Origin of the sequence: Bradyrhizobium sp. (assembly GCF_049519115.1) — a bacterium.
Classification (GTDB): domain Bacteria; phylum Pseudomonadota; class Alphaproteobacteria; order Rhizobiales; family Xanthobacteraceae; genus Bradyrhizobium.
In genome coordinates this window covers 261,911-277,443 of sequence record NZ_JBEKRB010000003.1, presented here as the reverse complement: position 1 = coordinate 277,443, position 15,533 = coordinate 261,911, and the positions used below count along the sequence as shown (strand labels likewise).

At 62.1% G+C, this 15,533-nt stretch carries 16 protein-coding genes; 15 read left to right on the top strand and 1 reads right to left on the bottom strand.

Annotated elements, in window-relative coordinates; translation table 11 throughout:
• Positions 1-51: 51 nt before the first annotated feature.
• The 13 genes from ABSE61_RS04735 to ABSE61_RS04675 all read left to right on the top strand — a co-directional run bounded on the left by ABSE61_RS04735 (position 52) and on the right by ABSE61_RS04675 (position 11,395).
• Positions 52-546: a universal stress protein gene (locus ABSE61_RS04735; protein WP_423869899.1), complete on the top strand. Its 495-nt coding sequence runs from the start codon at positions 52-54 to the stop codon at positions 544-546.
• Between the two features lie 138 nt (positions 547-684).
• On the top strand, positions 685-1,254 hold the full coding sequence (locus ABSE61_RS04730; RefSeq protein ID WP_423869898.1) for a NifU family protein: 570 nt from the start codon (positions 685-687) through the stop codon (positions 1,252-1,254).
• 91 nt (positions 1,255-1,345) lie between these two features.
• Complete coding sequence (gene tsaB, locus ABSE61_RS04725; RefSeq protein WP_423869897.1) at positions 1,346-2,044, top strand: tRNA (adenosine(37)-N6)-threonylcarbamoyltransferase complex dimerization subunit type 1 TsaB; 699 nt, start codon at positions 1,346-1,348, stop codon at positions 2,042-2,044.
• Positions 2,041-2,526, top strand: coding sequence for a ribosomal protein S18-alanine N-acetyltransferase (gene rimI, locus ABSE61_RS04720; protein ID WP_423869896.1), 486 nt, complete (start codon positions 2,041-2,043; stop codon positions 2,524-2,526). The genes tsaB and rimI overlap by 4 nt, the downstream gene beginning before the upstream one ends.
• A gap of 98 nt (positions 2,527-2,624) precedes the next feature.
• Entirely contained in the window at positions 2,625-3,074 is a 450-nt protein-coding gene (locus ABSE61_RS04715) for a Fur family transcriptional regulator (RefSeq protein WP_423869895.1), read from the top strand.
• A 43-nt stretch (positions 3,075-3,117) separates the two neighbouring features.
• Positions 3,118-4,539 (top strand): tRNA (N6-isopentenyl adenosine(37)-C2)-methylthiotransferase MiaB, encoded by a 1,422-nt coding sequence (gene miaB / locus ABSE61_RS04710; RefSeq protein ID WP_423869894.1) that lies wholly within the window; start codon positions 3,118-3,120, stop codon positions 4,537-4,539.
• A 4-nt stretch (positions 4,540-4,543) separates the two neighbouring features.
• Positions 4,544-5,599, top strand: a complete 1,056-nt coding sequence (locus ABSE61_RS04705) for a PhoH family protein (protein ID WP_423869893.1) — start codon at positions 4,544-4,546, stop codon at positions 5,597-5,599.
• A 50-nt stretch (positions 5,600-5,649) separates the two neighbouring features.
• A complete protein-coding gene (ybeY, locus tag ABSE61_RS04700) occupies positions 5,650-6,153 on the top strand; it encodes an rRNA maturation RNase YbeY (RefSeq protein ID WP_423869984.1) in 504 nt (167 codons plus the stop codon).
• Between the two features lie 5 nt (positions 6,154-6,158).
• Complete coding sequence (locus tag ABSE61_RS04695; RefSeq protein ID WP_423869892.1) at positions 6,159-7,280, top strand: hemolysin family protein; 1,122 nt, start codon at positions 6,159-6,161, stop codon at positions 7,278-7,280.
• Positions 7,280-8,881: an apolipoprotein N-acyltransferase gene (lnt, locus tag ABSE61_RS04690; protein ID WP_423869983.1), complete on the top strand. Its 1,602-nt coding sequence runs from the start codon at positions 7,280-7,282 to the stop codon at positions 8,879-8,881. The genes ABSE61_RS04695 and lnt overlap by 1 nt, the downstream gene beginning before the upstream one ends.
• A 106-nt stretch (positions 8,882-8,987) precedes the next feature.
• Positions 8,988-9,404, top strand: a complete 417-nt coding sequence (locus tag ABSE61_RS04685; RefSeq protein WP_423869891.1) for a helix-turn-helix domain-containing protein — start codon at positions 8,988-8,990, stop codon at positions 9,402-9,404.
• A 120-nt stretch (positions 9,405-9,524) separates the two neighbouring features.
• Positions 9,525-10,658, top strand: a complete 1,134-nt coding sequence (locus ABSE61_RS04680; protein ID WP_423869890.1) for a M20 family metallopeptidase — start codon at positions 9,525-9,527, stop codon at positions 10,656-10,658.
• Positions 10,655-11,395, top strand: a complete 741-nt coding sequence (locus ABSE61_RS04675; RefSeq protein ID WP_423869889.1) for a tRNA (guanine(46)-N(7))-methyltransferase TrmB — start codon at positions 10,655-10,657, stop codon at positions 11,393-11,395. Before ABSE61_RS04680 ends, ABSE61_RS04675 begins: the two co-directional genes overlap by 4 nt.
• Positions 11,396-11,580: 185 nt before the next feature.
• Here the strand turns inward: ABSE61_RS04675 and ABSE61_RS04670 are convergent, their stop codons facing one another.
• Positions 11,581-12,666 (bottom strand): DUF2336 domain-containing protein, encoded by a 1,086-nt coding sequence (locus ABSE61_RS04670; protein WP_423869888.1) that lies wholly within the window; start codon positions 12,664-12,666, stop codon positions 11,581-11,583.
• Between the two features lie 503 nt (positions 12,667-13,169).
• Between ABSE61_RS04670 and rimP the strand changes: the two genes are divergently transcribed.
• Positions 13,170-13,910 (top strand): ribosome maturation factor RimP, encoded by a 741-nt coding sequence (gene rimP, locus ABSE61_RS04665; RefSeq protein ID WP_423869887.1) that lies wholly within the window; start codon positions 13,170-13,172, stop codon positions 13,908-13,910.
• 3 nt (positions 13,911-13,913) lie between these two features.
• Positions 13,914-15,524, top strand: a complete 1,611-nt coding sequence (gene nusA / locus ABSE61_RS04660) for a transcription termination factor NusA (protein WP_423869886.1) — start codon at positions 13,914-13,916, stop codon at positions 15,522-15,524.
• The last annotated feature ends 9 nt before the right edge of the window (positions 15,525-15,533 follow it).

Sequence of the window (15,533 nt, the reverse complement as noted above, 5' to 3'; positions counted from 1 at the left end):
TGGCCGCGCCATGGCAGCATGTGACTTGCTTGTTGCAGCTTCGGAACATGCATGACCACCCAGCGACGCAGCTACGAGACGGGTCACAAGCCAAAATGTCTGGTCATTGTTGACGACACCGCGGAATGGGATCGCGCGGTCCGTTATGCAAGCCGCTGGGCGATACGGGCCGGCGGCGGCGTGGTGATGCTCCGCATCATCGAGATCGAAGACCAAAATCAGCAGTGGCTCGGGGTTGCCGACATCATGCGCGCCGAGGCGATGGAAGACGCCAACGCCGCGCTCGATCGCGCCTCCGGCCGCGCCAACGGTATTGCTGCGATCACACCCGAACGGGTGATCCGCGAGGGGGATCCGACCGAACAGGTGATCGATGTGATCGAAAAGGATGTCGACATCGCGATACTGGTTCTGGCCGCCAATCCAGGTCCCGAAGGCCCCGGACCGTTTATCGCCGCGATGGCCAATGCGGTGGGTAACTTCCCGGTCCCCATCGTGATCGTCCCCGGCGAACTCAGCGACGCCGAAATCGACGCACTGTCTTAACCTTCAAGCCTTGACCTTTAAGCCTTGCGAACCTGCTGTAATTGGTCTGGATTTCCGGCCTTGACCGTGCTTTCCCCATCGCCATCTGATAGAGAGACCTCACGCGCCGGCCTTTAACCGGCGATGTCGGAGAAAGCCATGTTTATTCAGACCGAAGCCACGCCCAATCCAGCCACCCTGAAGTTCATTCCAGGCCGCACGGTGCTTGATGCCGGCACCATGGAGTTTTCGAGCCGCGACGCCGCCAGCCGCTCTCCGCTCGCCGAACGACTGTTCAGCGTGCCCGGGGTAACGGGCGTTTTCTACGGCTCCGACTTCGTCACCGTCACCAAGGACGACAGCGACTGGCAGCATCTCAAGCCGGCAATCCTCGGCGCCATCATGGAACACTATATGTCGGGCGCGCCGCTGCTTTCCGATGGCAGCGCAGCCAGCGATGAGGCCGCCGACGAAGCCGACGAATTCTTCAACGAGGCCGATGCCGAGACGGTCGATATGATCAAGGACCTGATCGAAACGCGGGTGCGGCCGGCGGTTGCCAATGACGGCGGCGACATCACCTTCCGCGGCTTCAAGGATGGCATCGTCTATCTCAACATGAAGGGCTCGTGCGCGGGCTGCCCATCGTCCACGGCGACCTTGCAGCACGGCATCCAGAACCTTCTGCGGCATTTCGTGCCCGAGGTGGTCGAAGTGCGGCCGATGTGATGGAGAGACGAATAGTGGATAGCGAACGGCAAACCGCTAGTGACTCTGCCCTTCCATCCGCTATTTACCACTCACTATTCACCTCGTCTCCATGCTGATTCTCGCCATCGACACCGCGCTTGACGCCTGCGCCGCCGCGGTGCTCGACACCGAAACGGGCGAGTTGATCGCGCAGGAATCCCAAGCCATGAAGCGTGGCCATGCCGAGGCGCTGATGCCGCTGATCGGCCGCGTCATCGCTGCGTCGAAAACCGCCTTTACAAGCCTCGGCCGCATCGCGGTAACCACAGGCCCCGGAAGTTTTACCGGGCTTCGGGTCGGCCTGTCCGCTGCCCGCGGCATTGCGCTCGCCGGCAATATGCCCGTGGTCGGCGTCACCACGCTTGCGGCCTATGCCGCGCCCATCGTCAGCCAGAATGCCGAACATCCGGTGATTTCCGTGATCGATGCCCGGCACGATCACGTCTACCTTCAGGTCGTCAGTGGCAACGGAAGCGCCCTGGTAAGGCCGCGCGTCGCGCCGATGGCAGATGCGCTCGAAGCCTCGCGATTCGGCGCGCCGTATGTGGTGGGCAATGCCGCCGGCCTGCTCGCCGAGCGCTGGCCCTCCGACGCGGTTCCGCCGGTCACGGTCGACCAGCAATCCGCCCCCGATATTGCCTGGGTGGGATGGTTAGGGGCTGCGGTCAATCCGAATACCGCGCCGGCCCGCCCGTTTTATCTTCGAGCCCCAGATGCCAAGCCGCCAAGCGAGCGGCTCGCCAGCGCCGCGCAGACCACTTCCCCATGATGGCGTGGCTCGCTGAGTTGTGGGGCGGCGAGCGGGCGGTGGTCGAACCCGCGAGTGCGCGCGATGTGGCGGCATTCGCTCAAATTCACCACGTCTCGTTCCATCGCGGCTGGGGTGAGGATGAGTTCGAGCGCATGCTGCACGAACGCAATACACTGGTCCATCGTTTGAAAATGGGGCGAAAAACCGTCGGCTTTGCGGTGTCACGGATGGCGGCCGACGAGGCCGAGATCCTGTCGATCGCGGTGGCGGAAAGCCATCGCGGCCGCGGGCTGTCCAACGGCCTGTTGTTGACCCATCTGGGCCACCTGGCCGGCCGGGGGATCCGGACGGTATTTCTGGAAGTGGAAGAAAATAACCAGCCGGCACGACGGCTCTACCAGCGAGCCGGATTTAGCGTCGTTGGACGCCGCGAACGCTATTACCGGCAAAGCGGCAGCGAAGCCCTGGATGCGCTCTTGATGCGGCGCGACTTGTCCTGACATTTGCGCGATGGCAGAACGTGTTATGATCGGTGGCCGCCGCGAAAGTGGCAAATGTCGGAATCGGTCCACCGGATTACCCTTGGCGATAACCTGAGATGACCGTGTTCAAATCCAATCCCGTGCTCACCGCGACCGGAATCGAGGCACGCTGCGCCGCCACCGGCATGCGCATGACCGAACAGCGCCGGGTCATTGCGCGCGTGCTGGCAGAAGCTGAGGATCACCCCGACGTCGAGGAACTGTACCGCCGCTGTGTCGCGGTCGACGACAAGATCTCGATCTCGACGGTCTATCGCACGGTCAAGCTGTTCGAGGACGCCGGCATTATCGAGCGGCATGATTTCCGCGAGGGCCGCGCCCGCTACGAACAGATGCGCGACAGCCACCACGACCACCTGATCAACCTGCGCGACGGCAAGGTGATCGAATTCACCTCCGAGGAGATCGAGAAGCTGCAGGCGGAGATCGCGCGCAAGCTCGGTTATCGCCTGGTCGATCATCGGCTCGAGCTTTACTGCGTCCCGCTGGACGACGACAAATCCTGAGGCGTCGGCAGCGACGCCGTTTCAATCCAACACCCCGGTTTTTATGAAATTGCCCCGCAAGGTCCATATCAAATCATATGGCTGTCAGATGAACGTCTACGATGCCCAGCGCATGGTGGATACGCTGGCGGGCGAGGGCTTTGTCGAGACCGCAAGTGTGGACGATGCCGATCTCGTCATCCTCAATACCTGCCACATCCGCGAGAAAGCGTCCGAGAAGGTCTATTCCGAACTCGGCCGGCTCCGCGCCGTCAAAGATGAAGCGACACGCCAGGGCCGGCGCATGAACATCGCGGTCGCCGGCTGTGTCGCGCAGGCCGAAGGCAACGAGATCATCCACCGCGCGCCGGTGGTGGACGTCGTGGTCGGGCCGCAGAGCTATCATCATTTGCCGGAACTGCTGGCGCGCGCCGAGAAGGACGGCCGTGCGCTGGAAACCGAATTTCCGGCGGAAGACAAATTCGCCTTTCTGCCGCCGCCGAAGCCCGACGTCATTCGCGCAAGGGGAATATCGTCGTTCGTCACCATCCAGGAAGGCTGCGACAAGTTCTGCACCTTCTGCGTGGTGCCTTATACGCGCGGCGCGGAAGTCTCACGGCCGGCGGCCAGGATCATCGACGAGGTGAAACGTCTCGCCGATCACGGCGTGCGCGAAATCACCCTGATCGGCCAGAACGTCAATGCCTATCACGGCGAGGGACCCGACGGCCGAACCTGGCCGCTCGGCTTCCTGTTGCGTCACTTGGCGGAGATTCCCGGCATTGTCCGCCTACGTTACTCGACAAGCCATCCCCGCGATATTGATGAAACGTTGATCGAGGCCCATCGCGACATCCCCTCGGTGATGCCGTTTGTGCATCTGCCGGTGCAATCCGGCTCGGACCGGATACTGGCGGCCATGAACCGCAAACATACCACCGATGATTACCGCCGCGCCATCGACCGGTTTCGCGCTGCCTGCCAAGACATTGCGTTTTCATCGGATTTTATCGTCGGCTTCCCGGGCGAAAGCGAAGAAGATTTTCTGGCCACCCTCGCTCTGGTCACACAAATCGGCTACGCTGGCGCGTATTCTTTCAAATATTCGCCGCGGCCAGGCACGCCGGCGGCGGAAATGCAGGAGATCGTGTCAGCGGAAGAAATGGACGAGCGATTGGCGCGGCTTCAGGAATTGATCGACAGCCAGCAATCGGCCTTCAACAGGGCCTTGATTGGGACCACCGTGGATGTGTTGTTCGAGAGGGCGGCCCGCAATCCGGGCCAGGTCGTCGGCCGAACCGCCTACCTTCAGCCGGCGCATGTGATGGCGCCCGAATCGATCATCGGGCAAGTCCTTCCAGTGAAAATCGAGAGCCTAGAGCGCTACAGCCTGCTGGGCGAACTTGCGGTCCCTTTGCCGAAGCTCGTTGCCGCTCCGGAAACGCAGCCCATCATCAATTCATCCGACACGAGAATGGGAGCCTGAACCCTTGCCCAAAAGCGCATCGGATTCACCCTCACTCGCTCCCAGCCGCAAATCTGACCGCGACATGCAAGTTCCGCCCGAGACTCAATTCGTCGTCGATTTCGACGACAATCGCGCAGCTTCCGCGCTGGTCGGACCCTACGGCCAAAATCTCGCGCTGATCGAGCGGCGCCTGGGTGTCGTGGTGGATTCACGCGGCAACCACATCACGGTTGCCGGCTCGCGCGACGGCTGCGACGCGGCGCGGCGTGTGCTGGAGACGCTTTATGCCCAGGCGAACAAGGGACAGGATATCGCGCAAGGCGACGTGGAAGGCGCGATCCGCGCCGTGATCGCGCAAGGCTCGCTGTTTGAATTCGACCCCAAGACCGCCAAATCGTCGTTCGACACCATCAATCTGCGCAAGCGCCCGGTGCGGGCGCGCACCGGCGCACAGGACGCCTATATTCGTGCACTGAAGCACCACGAGCTGGTGTTCGGCGTCGGCCCGGCAGGTACCGGCAAGACCTGGCTCGCGGTCGCCCATGCCGCGCAACTGTTCGAACGCAAGGAGGTCGATCGCATCATCCTGTCGCGTCCTGCGGTGGAAGCCGGCGAGCGGCTCGGCTTCCTGCCTGGCGACCTGCGCGAAAAGGTCGATCCTTACCTAAGGCCGATCTACGACGCGCTGTACGATCTGATGGATTCGCGCATCGTCGAGCGCGCTTTGCAAACCGGCGAAATCGAAATCGCGCCGCTGGCCTTCATGCGCGGCCGCACGCTGACCAACGCCGTCATCATCCTCGACGAGGCGCAAAACACCACCTCCATGCAAATGAAGATGTTCCTGACCCGGCTTGGCGAAAACAGCCGCATGATCATTACCGGCGATCCCTCGCAGGTCGACCTGCCGAACGGTCAAACTTCCGGCCTTGCGGAAGCCGTCAAGCTGCTCGACGGGGTAGCAGGAATTGCCCAGGTTCATTTCAAGGCCGAAGACGTGATCCGCCATGAGCTGGTGGCGCGGATCGTGGCGGCCTATGAAGGCTTGCCGCAACGGCCGGCAACCCACAAGACGTGACGAGCACGCCGCTCAAGGTCGAATTCCGTCGCAACCAGAACTCCAAACCGATGGCACCGTCTGCCCTTCCGATCACCGAGATTCTCGTCGTCGCCGACTGCTGGCAGGCAGAGCCCGAAGCCGAGGCGACGATCGAACGTGCGATTGCGGCCGCGGCCGAGTTCATCACCGTCGACATCGGCGATAGCGAGCTGGCGATCATGCTGACCGACGACACCGGCATCCAGACGCTGAACCGCAACTGGCGCGGTATCGACAAGCCGACCAACGTGCTGTCGTTTCCGGCGTTGCAGCCGCGCGGCGAGCGGCAAGCGGACGATGCGCCGCGCATGCTGGGCGACATCGCCATTGCCTATGAAACCACGCGCCGGGAAGCCGACGAAGAGCAGAAGCCGTTCGACCATCATCTCAGCCATCTTGCGATTCACGGCTTCCTGCACCTGATCGGCCACGATCACGAAAAAGATCAGGAAGCCGAGACCATGGAAGCGCTCGAACGGGAGATCCTGTCGCAGCTCGGCATCCCCGATCCCTATGCGGAACGGACCGTATAAATAAAATGTCCGATTCAGACCCGACCCATGACAACCCGCGCAACACGCGCAACCTGCCTGCCGTCGTGCAGGAGGGCGAGGTCATGCGCCCGATCGCGGACAACTGGCTGACGCGCGCGATCCGCACGCTGTTCGGCTGGAAACCCGGATCGGTCCGCGACGACCTGCAGGTCGTGCTCGACACCTCTACGCCCGATGACGTCGGCTTTTCCGCCGTCGAGCGCACCATGCTGCGCAACATCCTTTCCCTGCATGAGCGGCGGATCGCGGATGTCATGATCCATCGCGCCGATATCGTCGCGGTCAAGCGCGACATTCCGCTCGGGGAATTGATGAGCCTGTTCGAAAGCGCCGCGCATTCGCGGCTCGTGGTCTACAACGAAACCCTCGACGACCCCGAAGGCATCGTCCACATCCGCGATCTCCTGGCGTTCATGACGGCGCGCGCCTCCAAGCCGAAGAGCAAAGCCAAGACCAAAAAACCGCCACCTGAAAAAACGCCGCCTGCCGGCCTCGACCTGCGCACGGTCGATCTGACGCTGCCGCTTTCGGAAGCCAACATCATTCGCAAATTGTTGTTCGTGCCGCCGTCGATGCGGGCGATCGATCTGCTTGCGCAAATGCAGGCCTCGCGCATCCATCTGGCGCTGGTCGTCGACGAATATGGCGGGACCGACGGGCTGGTCTCGATCGAGGACATTGTCGAGCAGATCGTCGGCGAGATTGACGATGAGCACGACAGCGACGAGCCTCCGGCGATTGTCCGGCAAGCGGACAATTCCTTCATTGCGGATGCGCGCGCCAGCCTCGACGACGTCCGCTCCGTGATCGGAGACGAGTTCGTGACCGGAGAAGCCGGCGAGGAAGTCGAAACATTGGGCGGGTTTCTCGTCACCCATGTCGGCCGCCTGCCGGTGCGTGGCGAAGTAATTTCCGGTCCCGGCAATTTCGAAATCGAGGTGCTCGATGCCGACCCGCGGCGGGTCAAGCGCCTGCGCATCGCCACGCGCAAGGAACGCCCGCCGACGCGAACCCCGCGTGAAAGCCGCCGACGTGAAGCTGCACCCGACGCCGCACAACCGAGCGATCCGGCCAATCCGCCCGGCGACGGAGCCGCATCGTCGTGATGATTCCTGGGAAGCTTCGCGCAGTTGGTCTTGCGATTATCCTGGCGTGGGGATGGAAGCGCGCAGCCATTGCGCTCCTCGCCGGCGCGCTGTCATCGCTCGCGATGGCGCCGTTCAATGCGTGGCCTGTTTTGTTTGTGACCTTGCCGGTCGCAGTCTGGCAGATCGACGGCGCGGGCGCCGGACGGTGGCGTGGTGTGCCGGCGGCTGCGCTCACCGGCTGGTGGTTCGGGCTGGGCTATTTCGTGCCCGGACTTTACTGGATCGGCTACGCCTTTCTGGTCGATGCGGACACTTTCGCCTGGTTGCTGCCGTTCGCCATTCTCGGATTGCCAGCCTATCTCGCGCTGTTCACGGCGTTGGGCTTTGGGCTCGCACGACTTTTCTGGACGCGGGATGGTTCGCGCGTGATCGCACTCGCCGCGAGCCTGACGATGAGCGAATGGTTGCGCGGCCACACGCTCACCGGCTTTCCGTGGAACACGCTCGGCTACGCCTTGAGCGAACCGCTGGCGCTCGCGCAAACCGCCTCGCTGATCGGGTTGTGGGGCCTGACATTTCTGGCCGTAGCGATTTTCGCAAGCGCTGCGGTCCTGATCGACGGCACGTCCCGTGGACGCAAGCCCTGGATCGCTCCGGTTCTCGCGGTCGCGCTGCTACTCGCCATGACGGTCTTTGGCGCGATACGCCTCAGTCAGCACCCGACCGTGCTGCTTGCCAATACGAAGCTGCGGATCATGCAGCCCAACTTGCAGCAAGACGCGAGATTCAACTACTCCGCCAAGGCGGAGGTGATGAAGAAATATCTGACGCTGTCCGACCGCGCGTCCGGGCCGCAATCGACCGGCGTGCGCGATGTCAACATCCTGATCTGGCCGGAATCGGCGTTCCCGTTTTTCCTGACACGCGAAGCCGACGCGATGGCCGAGATCGCCGATCTGTTGCCGAAGGGGACCGTGTTGGTCACGGGCTCGGTGCGCGCGCCTGACCTGCCGCCCGGCACGCGGATCACACGCGCCTACAATTCGGTTTACGTCATCGACCACGACGGCAATGTGTTGTCGGTCTACGACAAGCTGCATCTGGTGCCGTTCGGCGAGTTTCTTCCGTTTCAGGACCTGATGGAAAAAATCGGCTTCGAGCAATTGACGAGGGTTCAGGGCGGATTCATTCCAGGTACACATCGTCACAGCATGGACGTGCCGAACGCGCCGAGAATGCTACCTCTGATATGCTACGAGGCTATCTTTCCCGGTAATGTTGTCGATCGTAACGACCGCCCGGGCTGGATCGTTAACCTCACCAACGATGGCTGGTTTGGAATTTCGACCGGTCCTTACCAGCATCTCCAGCAGGCGCGCCTGCGTGCGATCGAACAGGGGCTACCGCTTGTTCGCGCTGCAAATACAGGCATCTCTGCGGTGATCGACCCGTTGGGGCGCGTCGTCGCGCAGCTCGGTCTTGGGCTTGAAGGCGTTCTGGATTCGGGTCTGCCGGTTGCGATCCCGCCGACACCTTTTGCGCGCGCGGGAGATATCCCGATCATGATCATGCTTGCAGCCGCGTGGCTCTACGTGATCCGGCGTCGCGCCGCAAAATAAACAGAGTTCATCCAGAACTTCGCAACCAGCAGGGTTTGACGGCATCACCGCCTAAGGCATAATCCCTCCGTTTTCTCGTACACCGTGGTCTGGAGGAGCGTTGGCGATGTCGACCAAAGCGCCCAACCCTGTTGACAAATATGTCGGCAGTCGCGTGCGCATGCGTCGCATCATGCTCGGCATGAGCCAGGAAAAACTCGGCGAAGCGCTCGGCCTCACGTTCCAGCAGGTGCAAAAATACGAGAAGGGGACCAATCGCGTCGGCGCAAGCCGCATTCAGCAGATCGCCGAAATACTCCAGGTGCCGGTATCGTTTCTGTTCGAAGGCGGCCCGAGCGGCATCGCGAAAGCCGACGGCAGCACCGAGGGCACTTCGCCATCCTATGTGTCCGATTTCCTCGCGACGTCCGAAGGCCTGGCGCTGACCCGCGCCTTTACACGCATCAGCGACGCCAAGCTTCGACGCAGCATCGTCGATCTTGTCGAGCAGATCGCTTCCCAGGAAATTCCGGACAAGCGCTGAAGCGCTGGCTCCCGTTTCGAAACGTGACACGACAGGCCCGGGCATTGCCCGAGCGAACAATGGTGCTATGAACCGGATCGACCGCGCCACCACCCGACTAGTTAAAGACAAAGGCAGCACATGCTGACGGCGTCCGCCCGCCCCTTCGATCCCCGCATCGTTCTCGACGGCATCCGCCGCTGGGTCGAGATCGAGACGCCGACCGACGCCCCCGACCAGGTCAACAAGCTTGCGGCCATGGTCGCCGACGGCTATCGCGATTTGCCGGCAACCATCGAGCGCGTCGCCGGGCGTTCCGGATGCGGCGACCACATCGTTGCGCGATCGTCATGGGGCCAACAGCAACCCGGAATTCTCGTTCTCAGCCATCTCGACACCGTGCATCCGCTTGGATTCATCGAACGGCTGCCGTTTCACGTCGAGGGCGACAGCGCGTTCGGCCCCGGCATCTATGACATGAAGGGCGGCGCCTATCTCGCCTTCCACGCGTTTCGCGAACTTTGCGCCAGCGGTGAAACGTCGCCGCTCGGTATTACCCATCTTTACGTCTCGGATGAAGAGATCGGCAGTCCAACCTCGCGGGCGCTGATCGAGGCCGAAGGGCACAAGGCCAAATATGTCCTGGTGACGGAGCCGGCGCGCGACGGCGGCAAGATCGTCACCAGCCGCAAGGGCGTCGCGCGCTTCGAAGTGTTCATCAAAGGCGTGCCTTCTCATGCCGGCACGCGGCCTGAAGACGGCCGCAGCGCCATACGGGAGCTTGGCAACGTCATTCAGACGCTAGAGGCGATGAACGATCTTGCACGCGGTGTGACGGTCAATGTCGGTGTCGTCAAAGGCGGGACCAAGCCGAACGTGATCCCTGAAGAGGCCTATGCCGAAGTCGACATGCGCGTTGCCACCATCGCCAACGCCGACGAACTGGTGCCGAAGATATTGAATCTAACGTCAAACACCGAGGGCGTCAGCGTCAAGGTGACGGGCGAACTGAACCGTCCACCTTTTGAGAAGAGCAGCGCCGGCACAGCGCTGTTCGAGCATGCCAAAAAGCTCGCTGCTGAGATCGGCTTCGAACTTCACGACAGCTATAGCGGCGGCGGCTCGGATGGCAATTTCACCGCGCCCTTTGCCGCCACCCTCGATGGCCTCGGGGTCGACGGCCAGGGCGCGCATACCCATTACGAGCAGATGTATATTTCGTCGATCGAGCCGCGAACCAGACTATTGCACCGGCTTTACCAGACGCTGCGATGAACGCGCGAAACGACGATAGCGGAAATCGCGAAACGCACGCGAGCGATGCGACCGTTGAGGGCCAGCGTGCCTTCTTCGGACGCCGCAAAGGCCACAAACTGCGCGCGCATCAGGCCGACCTGATCGCGCATTTGCTGCCGCGACTTGCGATCGACATCACAGACCCGCGTTGCGCCGACCTAGCTACGCTGTTCGACAGCCCCGTCGGCAACCTCCGTCTCGAAATCGGATTTGGCGGCGGCGAACATCTGATCGCAGAAGCGCGCGCCTTTCCCAATACCGGCTTCATCGGCTGCGAACCCTATGTCAACGGCATGGCGAAAATCCTCACGCTGATCGAAGCCGGCGAGATCGGCAACATCCGGCTGTTTGCCGGCGATGCTGCCGAACTGCTGGCGTGGGTGCCGGCCAAGTCGCTTGCGAGGATCGATTTGATCCATCCAGATCCATGGCCGAAGCGGCGGCACTGGAAACGACGTTTCGTGCAAGACACGACGATTGCCGCCATGGCGCGCGCTTTAGCGCAAGGCGGCGAGTTTCGCTTTGTCAGCGACATCAGTGACTATTGCGCCTGGACGCTTTCGCATTTCATGCGCACGTCGGATTTCCTCTGGACGGCGGAGCGGGCAACGGACTGGCGCGAACCGTGGGCCGACTACACGATGACGCGGTATGGCCGCAAGGCCGAACGTGAAGGCCGCATCGCCGCCTATCTGATTTTCAGGAAGACCGGCTAGTGGAGTGGATTTGACATTTGCTACCCCTGTAGCGGCAGCATCCACGCTGCGAATGTCAAATCCAAAACTCCACTAGAAACCTATTTTGGCTGGTTGTCCTTTGATTCTAACATTTGCAAAAGTGCGTGCCACACCGGGATGCAAATGTCAGAACCGGACCACTGGAACGGCTCATAGCAACGCTATCACGCGGTTTCGCGCGTCCGCCAAAAACTCACGACCCGTTCCGCGGTCGAGGGCGTCAGCCGCAGATAGTTGGTGCGGATACCCTCGATATCGGCGGAAGCGGGAATGCGCGCCGGCCCGAGTCGCAACAGAACCAACGAGCGCACCGTTGGCCACTCGAGCCCAATCGCCTTCGAGATGATCAGGACGGGGTCGTGGCGATCACCGGCCATCAGGCGATCGACCGCCGCGATCGGCACGCCCGATATCGCCGACAGAGCCGCGACCGTTTCGGAATAACGAAAAGATTTGGCAAAACCGAGCAACGCCGCCTCGTTGAGGTCTCCGGCCCGGTAGAGCGAAAGGATCGTGCGTTGTGCGGACGTGAAGTCGCGCTGTTTGCCCGGCTGCTCTCTCTTGCCGGAAAGATCGCTCATCGCCTTGGCGACGGCCGCCTGCCGAGCGGGATCCGCCACGTCGAACAAGCGGCGGCGCACGACGTCAACCGATCCCACCAGAAGCTCTTTCAGAAGCCGGTCCGGCAGATCGTTGCGTTGCCCGACGGTGATGGTCAGGACGCCATCCCTGGCGGCGCGCTTGACCAGCGCCGAATAACCGATCGGCGAAAAACTCGCACCCGCATGGGCCGCCGTGCGCCGGATGACGTCCCGCTCACCCCGTTGCACGATGACATCGGTCAGGTCTGGAGAAAGTTTTGGGCGCTCGGTCATCGCCAGCAGATGAGCCTGGCCTTTCATGCGCGCGATTTCGACCAGGGCCTGCTCTCCGAGGACAGGCGAGCGGCGCAGCACCGGACCCGCGATGGATATGTCGTCTTCACGCGCGAGTTGCCCGATCAATGTTGGCGGCGCGTTGGCGATGGCAGCGATGCGTTCGGCAATATCGGCGCGAGCCACCAGTTCGGTCTGCGGCACGATGCCGGTCAGGATGTGGTCGAACAATTCGACATGACGGGTCTGAAAACCGGCCGCTCCCTGTACGAACAGGTCGGCGATGCCGCGACTGAGCTCCGCGACGCGTTTGGGATCGCCGCGCCTGACGAATTCATCGAGACTAGCGCCCACTTTCCGAAGTTCGTGTTCCACCTCAGCACCCACCGTTCACGAACTTCGGAAAGTCATGGGCACTAGCAAGCCGATAAACCTAGTGCCGTTTTTCCATTTGAAGTTCCTGAACGGAATTTGCCGCTTGTGGTGCGGGAACTTCAAATGGGCGGCACCAGGGATGGCAACGGTCATGGAACACACTCACCCCGCCAAACGCAGGCTACCCGGCCATTTAATGTTTGGATGGTGAAGGAAGGGTTAGGTTGGCCACGTTGCGGTACCCCGCAAAATTAGCCGCATCCGGCACGGCAGGCCTTGTCGGACGTTGGGAAAACGGCTATATCCGCCTCCACTTAAGGTTCTCATATACGATCGCGTATTGAGAGTGGGCCCCTCCGGGACCCGCTCTTTTTTATTACCTGAAGGGACGTGGGCCAGATGGGGTCCGGGAACCCGGCAGGGACGCGCCCAAGACCAGAACAAGCAAGACCATCGCAAAGACCACCGCCAAACCCGTCTCGAAGGCCAATTTGACGTTTGATATGACCGACCCAACGCCTGGTTCCGTTGAAACCGACCTGCTCGCCGAGCCGAGGCTCGTCGTCGAGCCGGGCGCGGCAGCGCGTGTGTCGGCGGTTGCCGGTCCGGTCTTACAGGGCATGGGCTATCGGCTGGTCCGGATCAAGATTTCGGGCGAAGCCGGCTGCACCGTCCAGATCATGGCGGAACGGCCGGACGGATCGATGCAGATCGAGGACTGTGAGGCGATCTCGCGGGCGCTTTCTCCGGTGCTTGATGTGGCCGACCCGATCGACCGCGCTTATCGGCTGGAGATTTCATCACCGGGCATCGACCGCCCGCTGGTGCGCCGTTCCGATTTTGAACGCTTCACCGGCCACCTCGTGAAGGTCGAGATGGCGGTCGCCCATGAAGGCCGCAAGCGATTCCGCGGCACGCTCGATGGTGTCGAAGGCGATGCGGTACGGTTGCGTCGCGATGATACCAAGGCTGGCGAGGAAACCAACGTATTGCTGACGATGGAAGATATCGCGGAGGCACGGCTTGTTCTCACCGACGAGCTGATTGCGGAATCGATGCGACGCGGCAAGAAAGCCGAGCGTGAATTGAAGCGCAGCCTTGGCCTCGAGCCGCCGGCGCCGCCGCATGCCAATCGTCCCCATCCGAAAGCGGCGAACAAGCCGCTTCCGAAGAACACCAAACAACATCGCCTGGCCGCCGAAAAAACGCGCCGGGGCGACACCGATCCTGTCAGAGGAGACTAAGCCATGGCCGTCAGCGCCAATAAGCTTGAATTGCTGCAAATCGCGGACGCCGTTGCGCGCGAGAAGTCGATCGACCGCGGCATCGTGATCGCGGCGATGGAAGACGCGATCGCCAAGGCCGCCCGCGCCCGGTACGGCAGCGAGACCGACGTTCACGCCGAGATCGACGCCAAGAAAGGCGAACTGCGGCTTTCCCGTCACATGCTGGTGGTCGAACTGGTCGAGAATTCCGCCAACCAGATTTCGCTGGAAGATGCCCGCCGCGCCAACCCCGGCGCGCAGATCGGCGACACCATCGCCGACACGCTGCCGCCGCTGGAATACGGCCGCATCGCCGCGCAATCGGCCAAGCAGGTGATCGTGCAGAAGGTGCGCGAGGCCGAGCGTGACCGGCAATATCAGGAATTCAAGGACCGTATCGGCGATATCGTCAACGGCATCGTCAAGCGCGTCGAATATGGCAGCGTCATCGTCGATCTCGGCCGCGGCGAAGCCATCGTGCGGCGCGACGAAATGCTGCCGCGCGAAGTGTTCCGCAACGGCGACCGCGTCCGCGCCTACATCTTCGATGTGCGGCGCGAAACGCGCGGGCCCCAGATTTTTCTCTCCCGCACCCATCCGCAATTCATGGCGAAGCTGTTCGCGCAGGAAGTGCCGGAAATCTACGACGGCATTGTCGAGATCAAGGCGGTCGCCCGCGACCCCGGATCGCGCGCGAAAATCGGCGTGATTTCCCGCGATTCCTCGGTCGATCCGGTCGGCGCCTGCGTCGGCATGCGCGGATCGCGCGTGCAGGCGGTGGTCAACGAGTTGCAGGGTGAAAAGATCGACATCATTCCCTGGTCACCCGACATCGCGACCTTCGTGGTCAACGCGCTGGCGCCCGCCGAAGTCTCCAAGGTCGTGATCGACGAAGACCGCGAGCGGATCGAGGTCGTGGTGCCCGACACCAACAACCAGCTGTCGCTCGCGATCGGCCGGCGCGGCCAGAACGTGCGTCTCGCCTCGCAACTGACCGGCTGGGACATCGATATTCTCACCGAACAGGAAGAATCCGAACGCCGTCAGGCCGATTTCGAAAATTCCACCCGCGTGTTCATGGAAGCCCTCAATGTCGACGAAGTCGTCGGCCAATTGCTCGCCTCCGAAGGCTTCACCTCGGTGGAGGAACTGGCGATGGTCGATGTCCGGGAATTGGCCGGCATCGAAGGCTTTGACGACGAGACCGCGACTGAGTTGCAGAATCGCGCCAAGGAATATCTGGATCAGCTCGAGACCGAACTCGAAAACAAACGGAAGGAACTCGGCGTGGATGATGATCTGAAGACAGTGCCGGGCGTGACCTCGAAGATGCTGGTGAAGTTCGGCGAGAACGACATCAAGAACGTCGAGGACCTCGCCGGCTGCGCCACCGACGACCTGGTCGGCTGGACTGAACGCAAGGACAGCGGCGAGCAGACCAAGCATGCCGGCATTCTCGATGGCAACGACATCACCCGTGATGACGCAGAAGCCATGATCATGCAGGCGCGCGTCCTGGCCGGCTGGATCACACAGGCCGATCTCGACAAGAAGGCCGAGGAGGCCGCAAGCCCCGAAGATCAGCCGGCTTGACGATCGGAG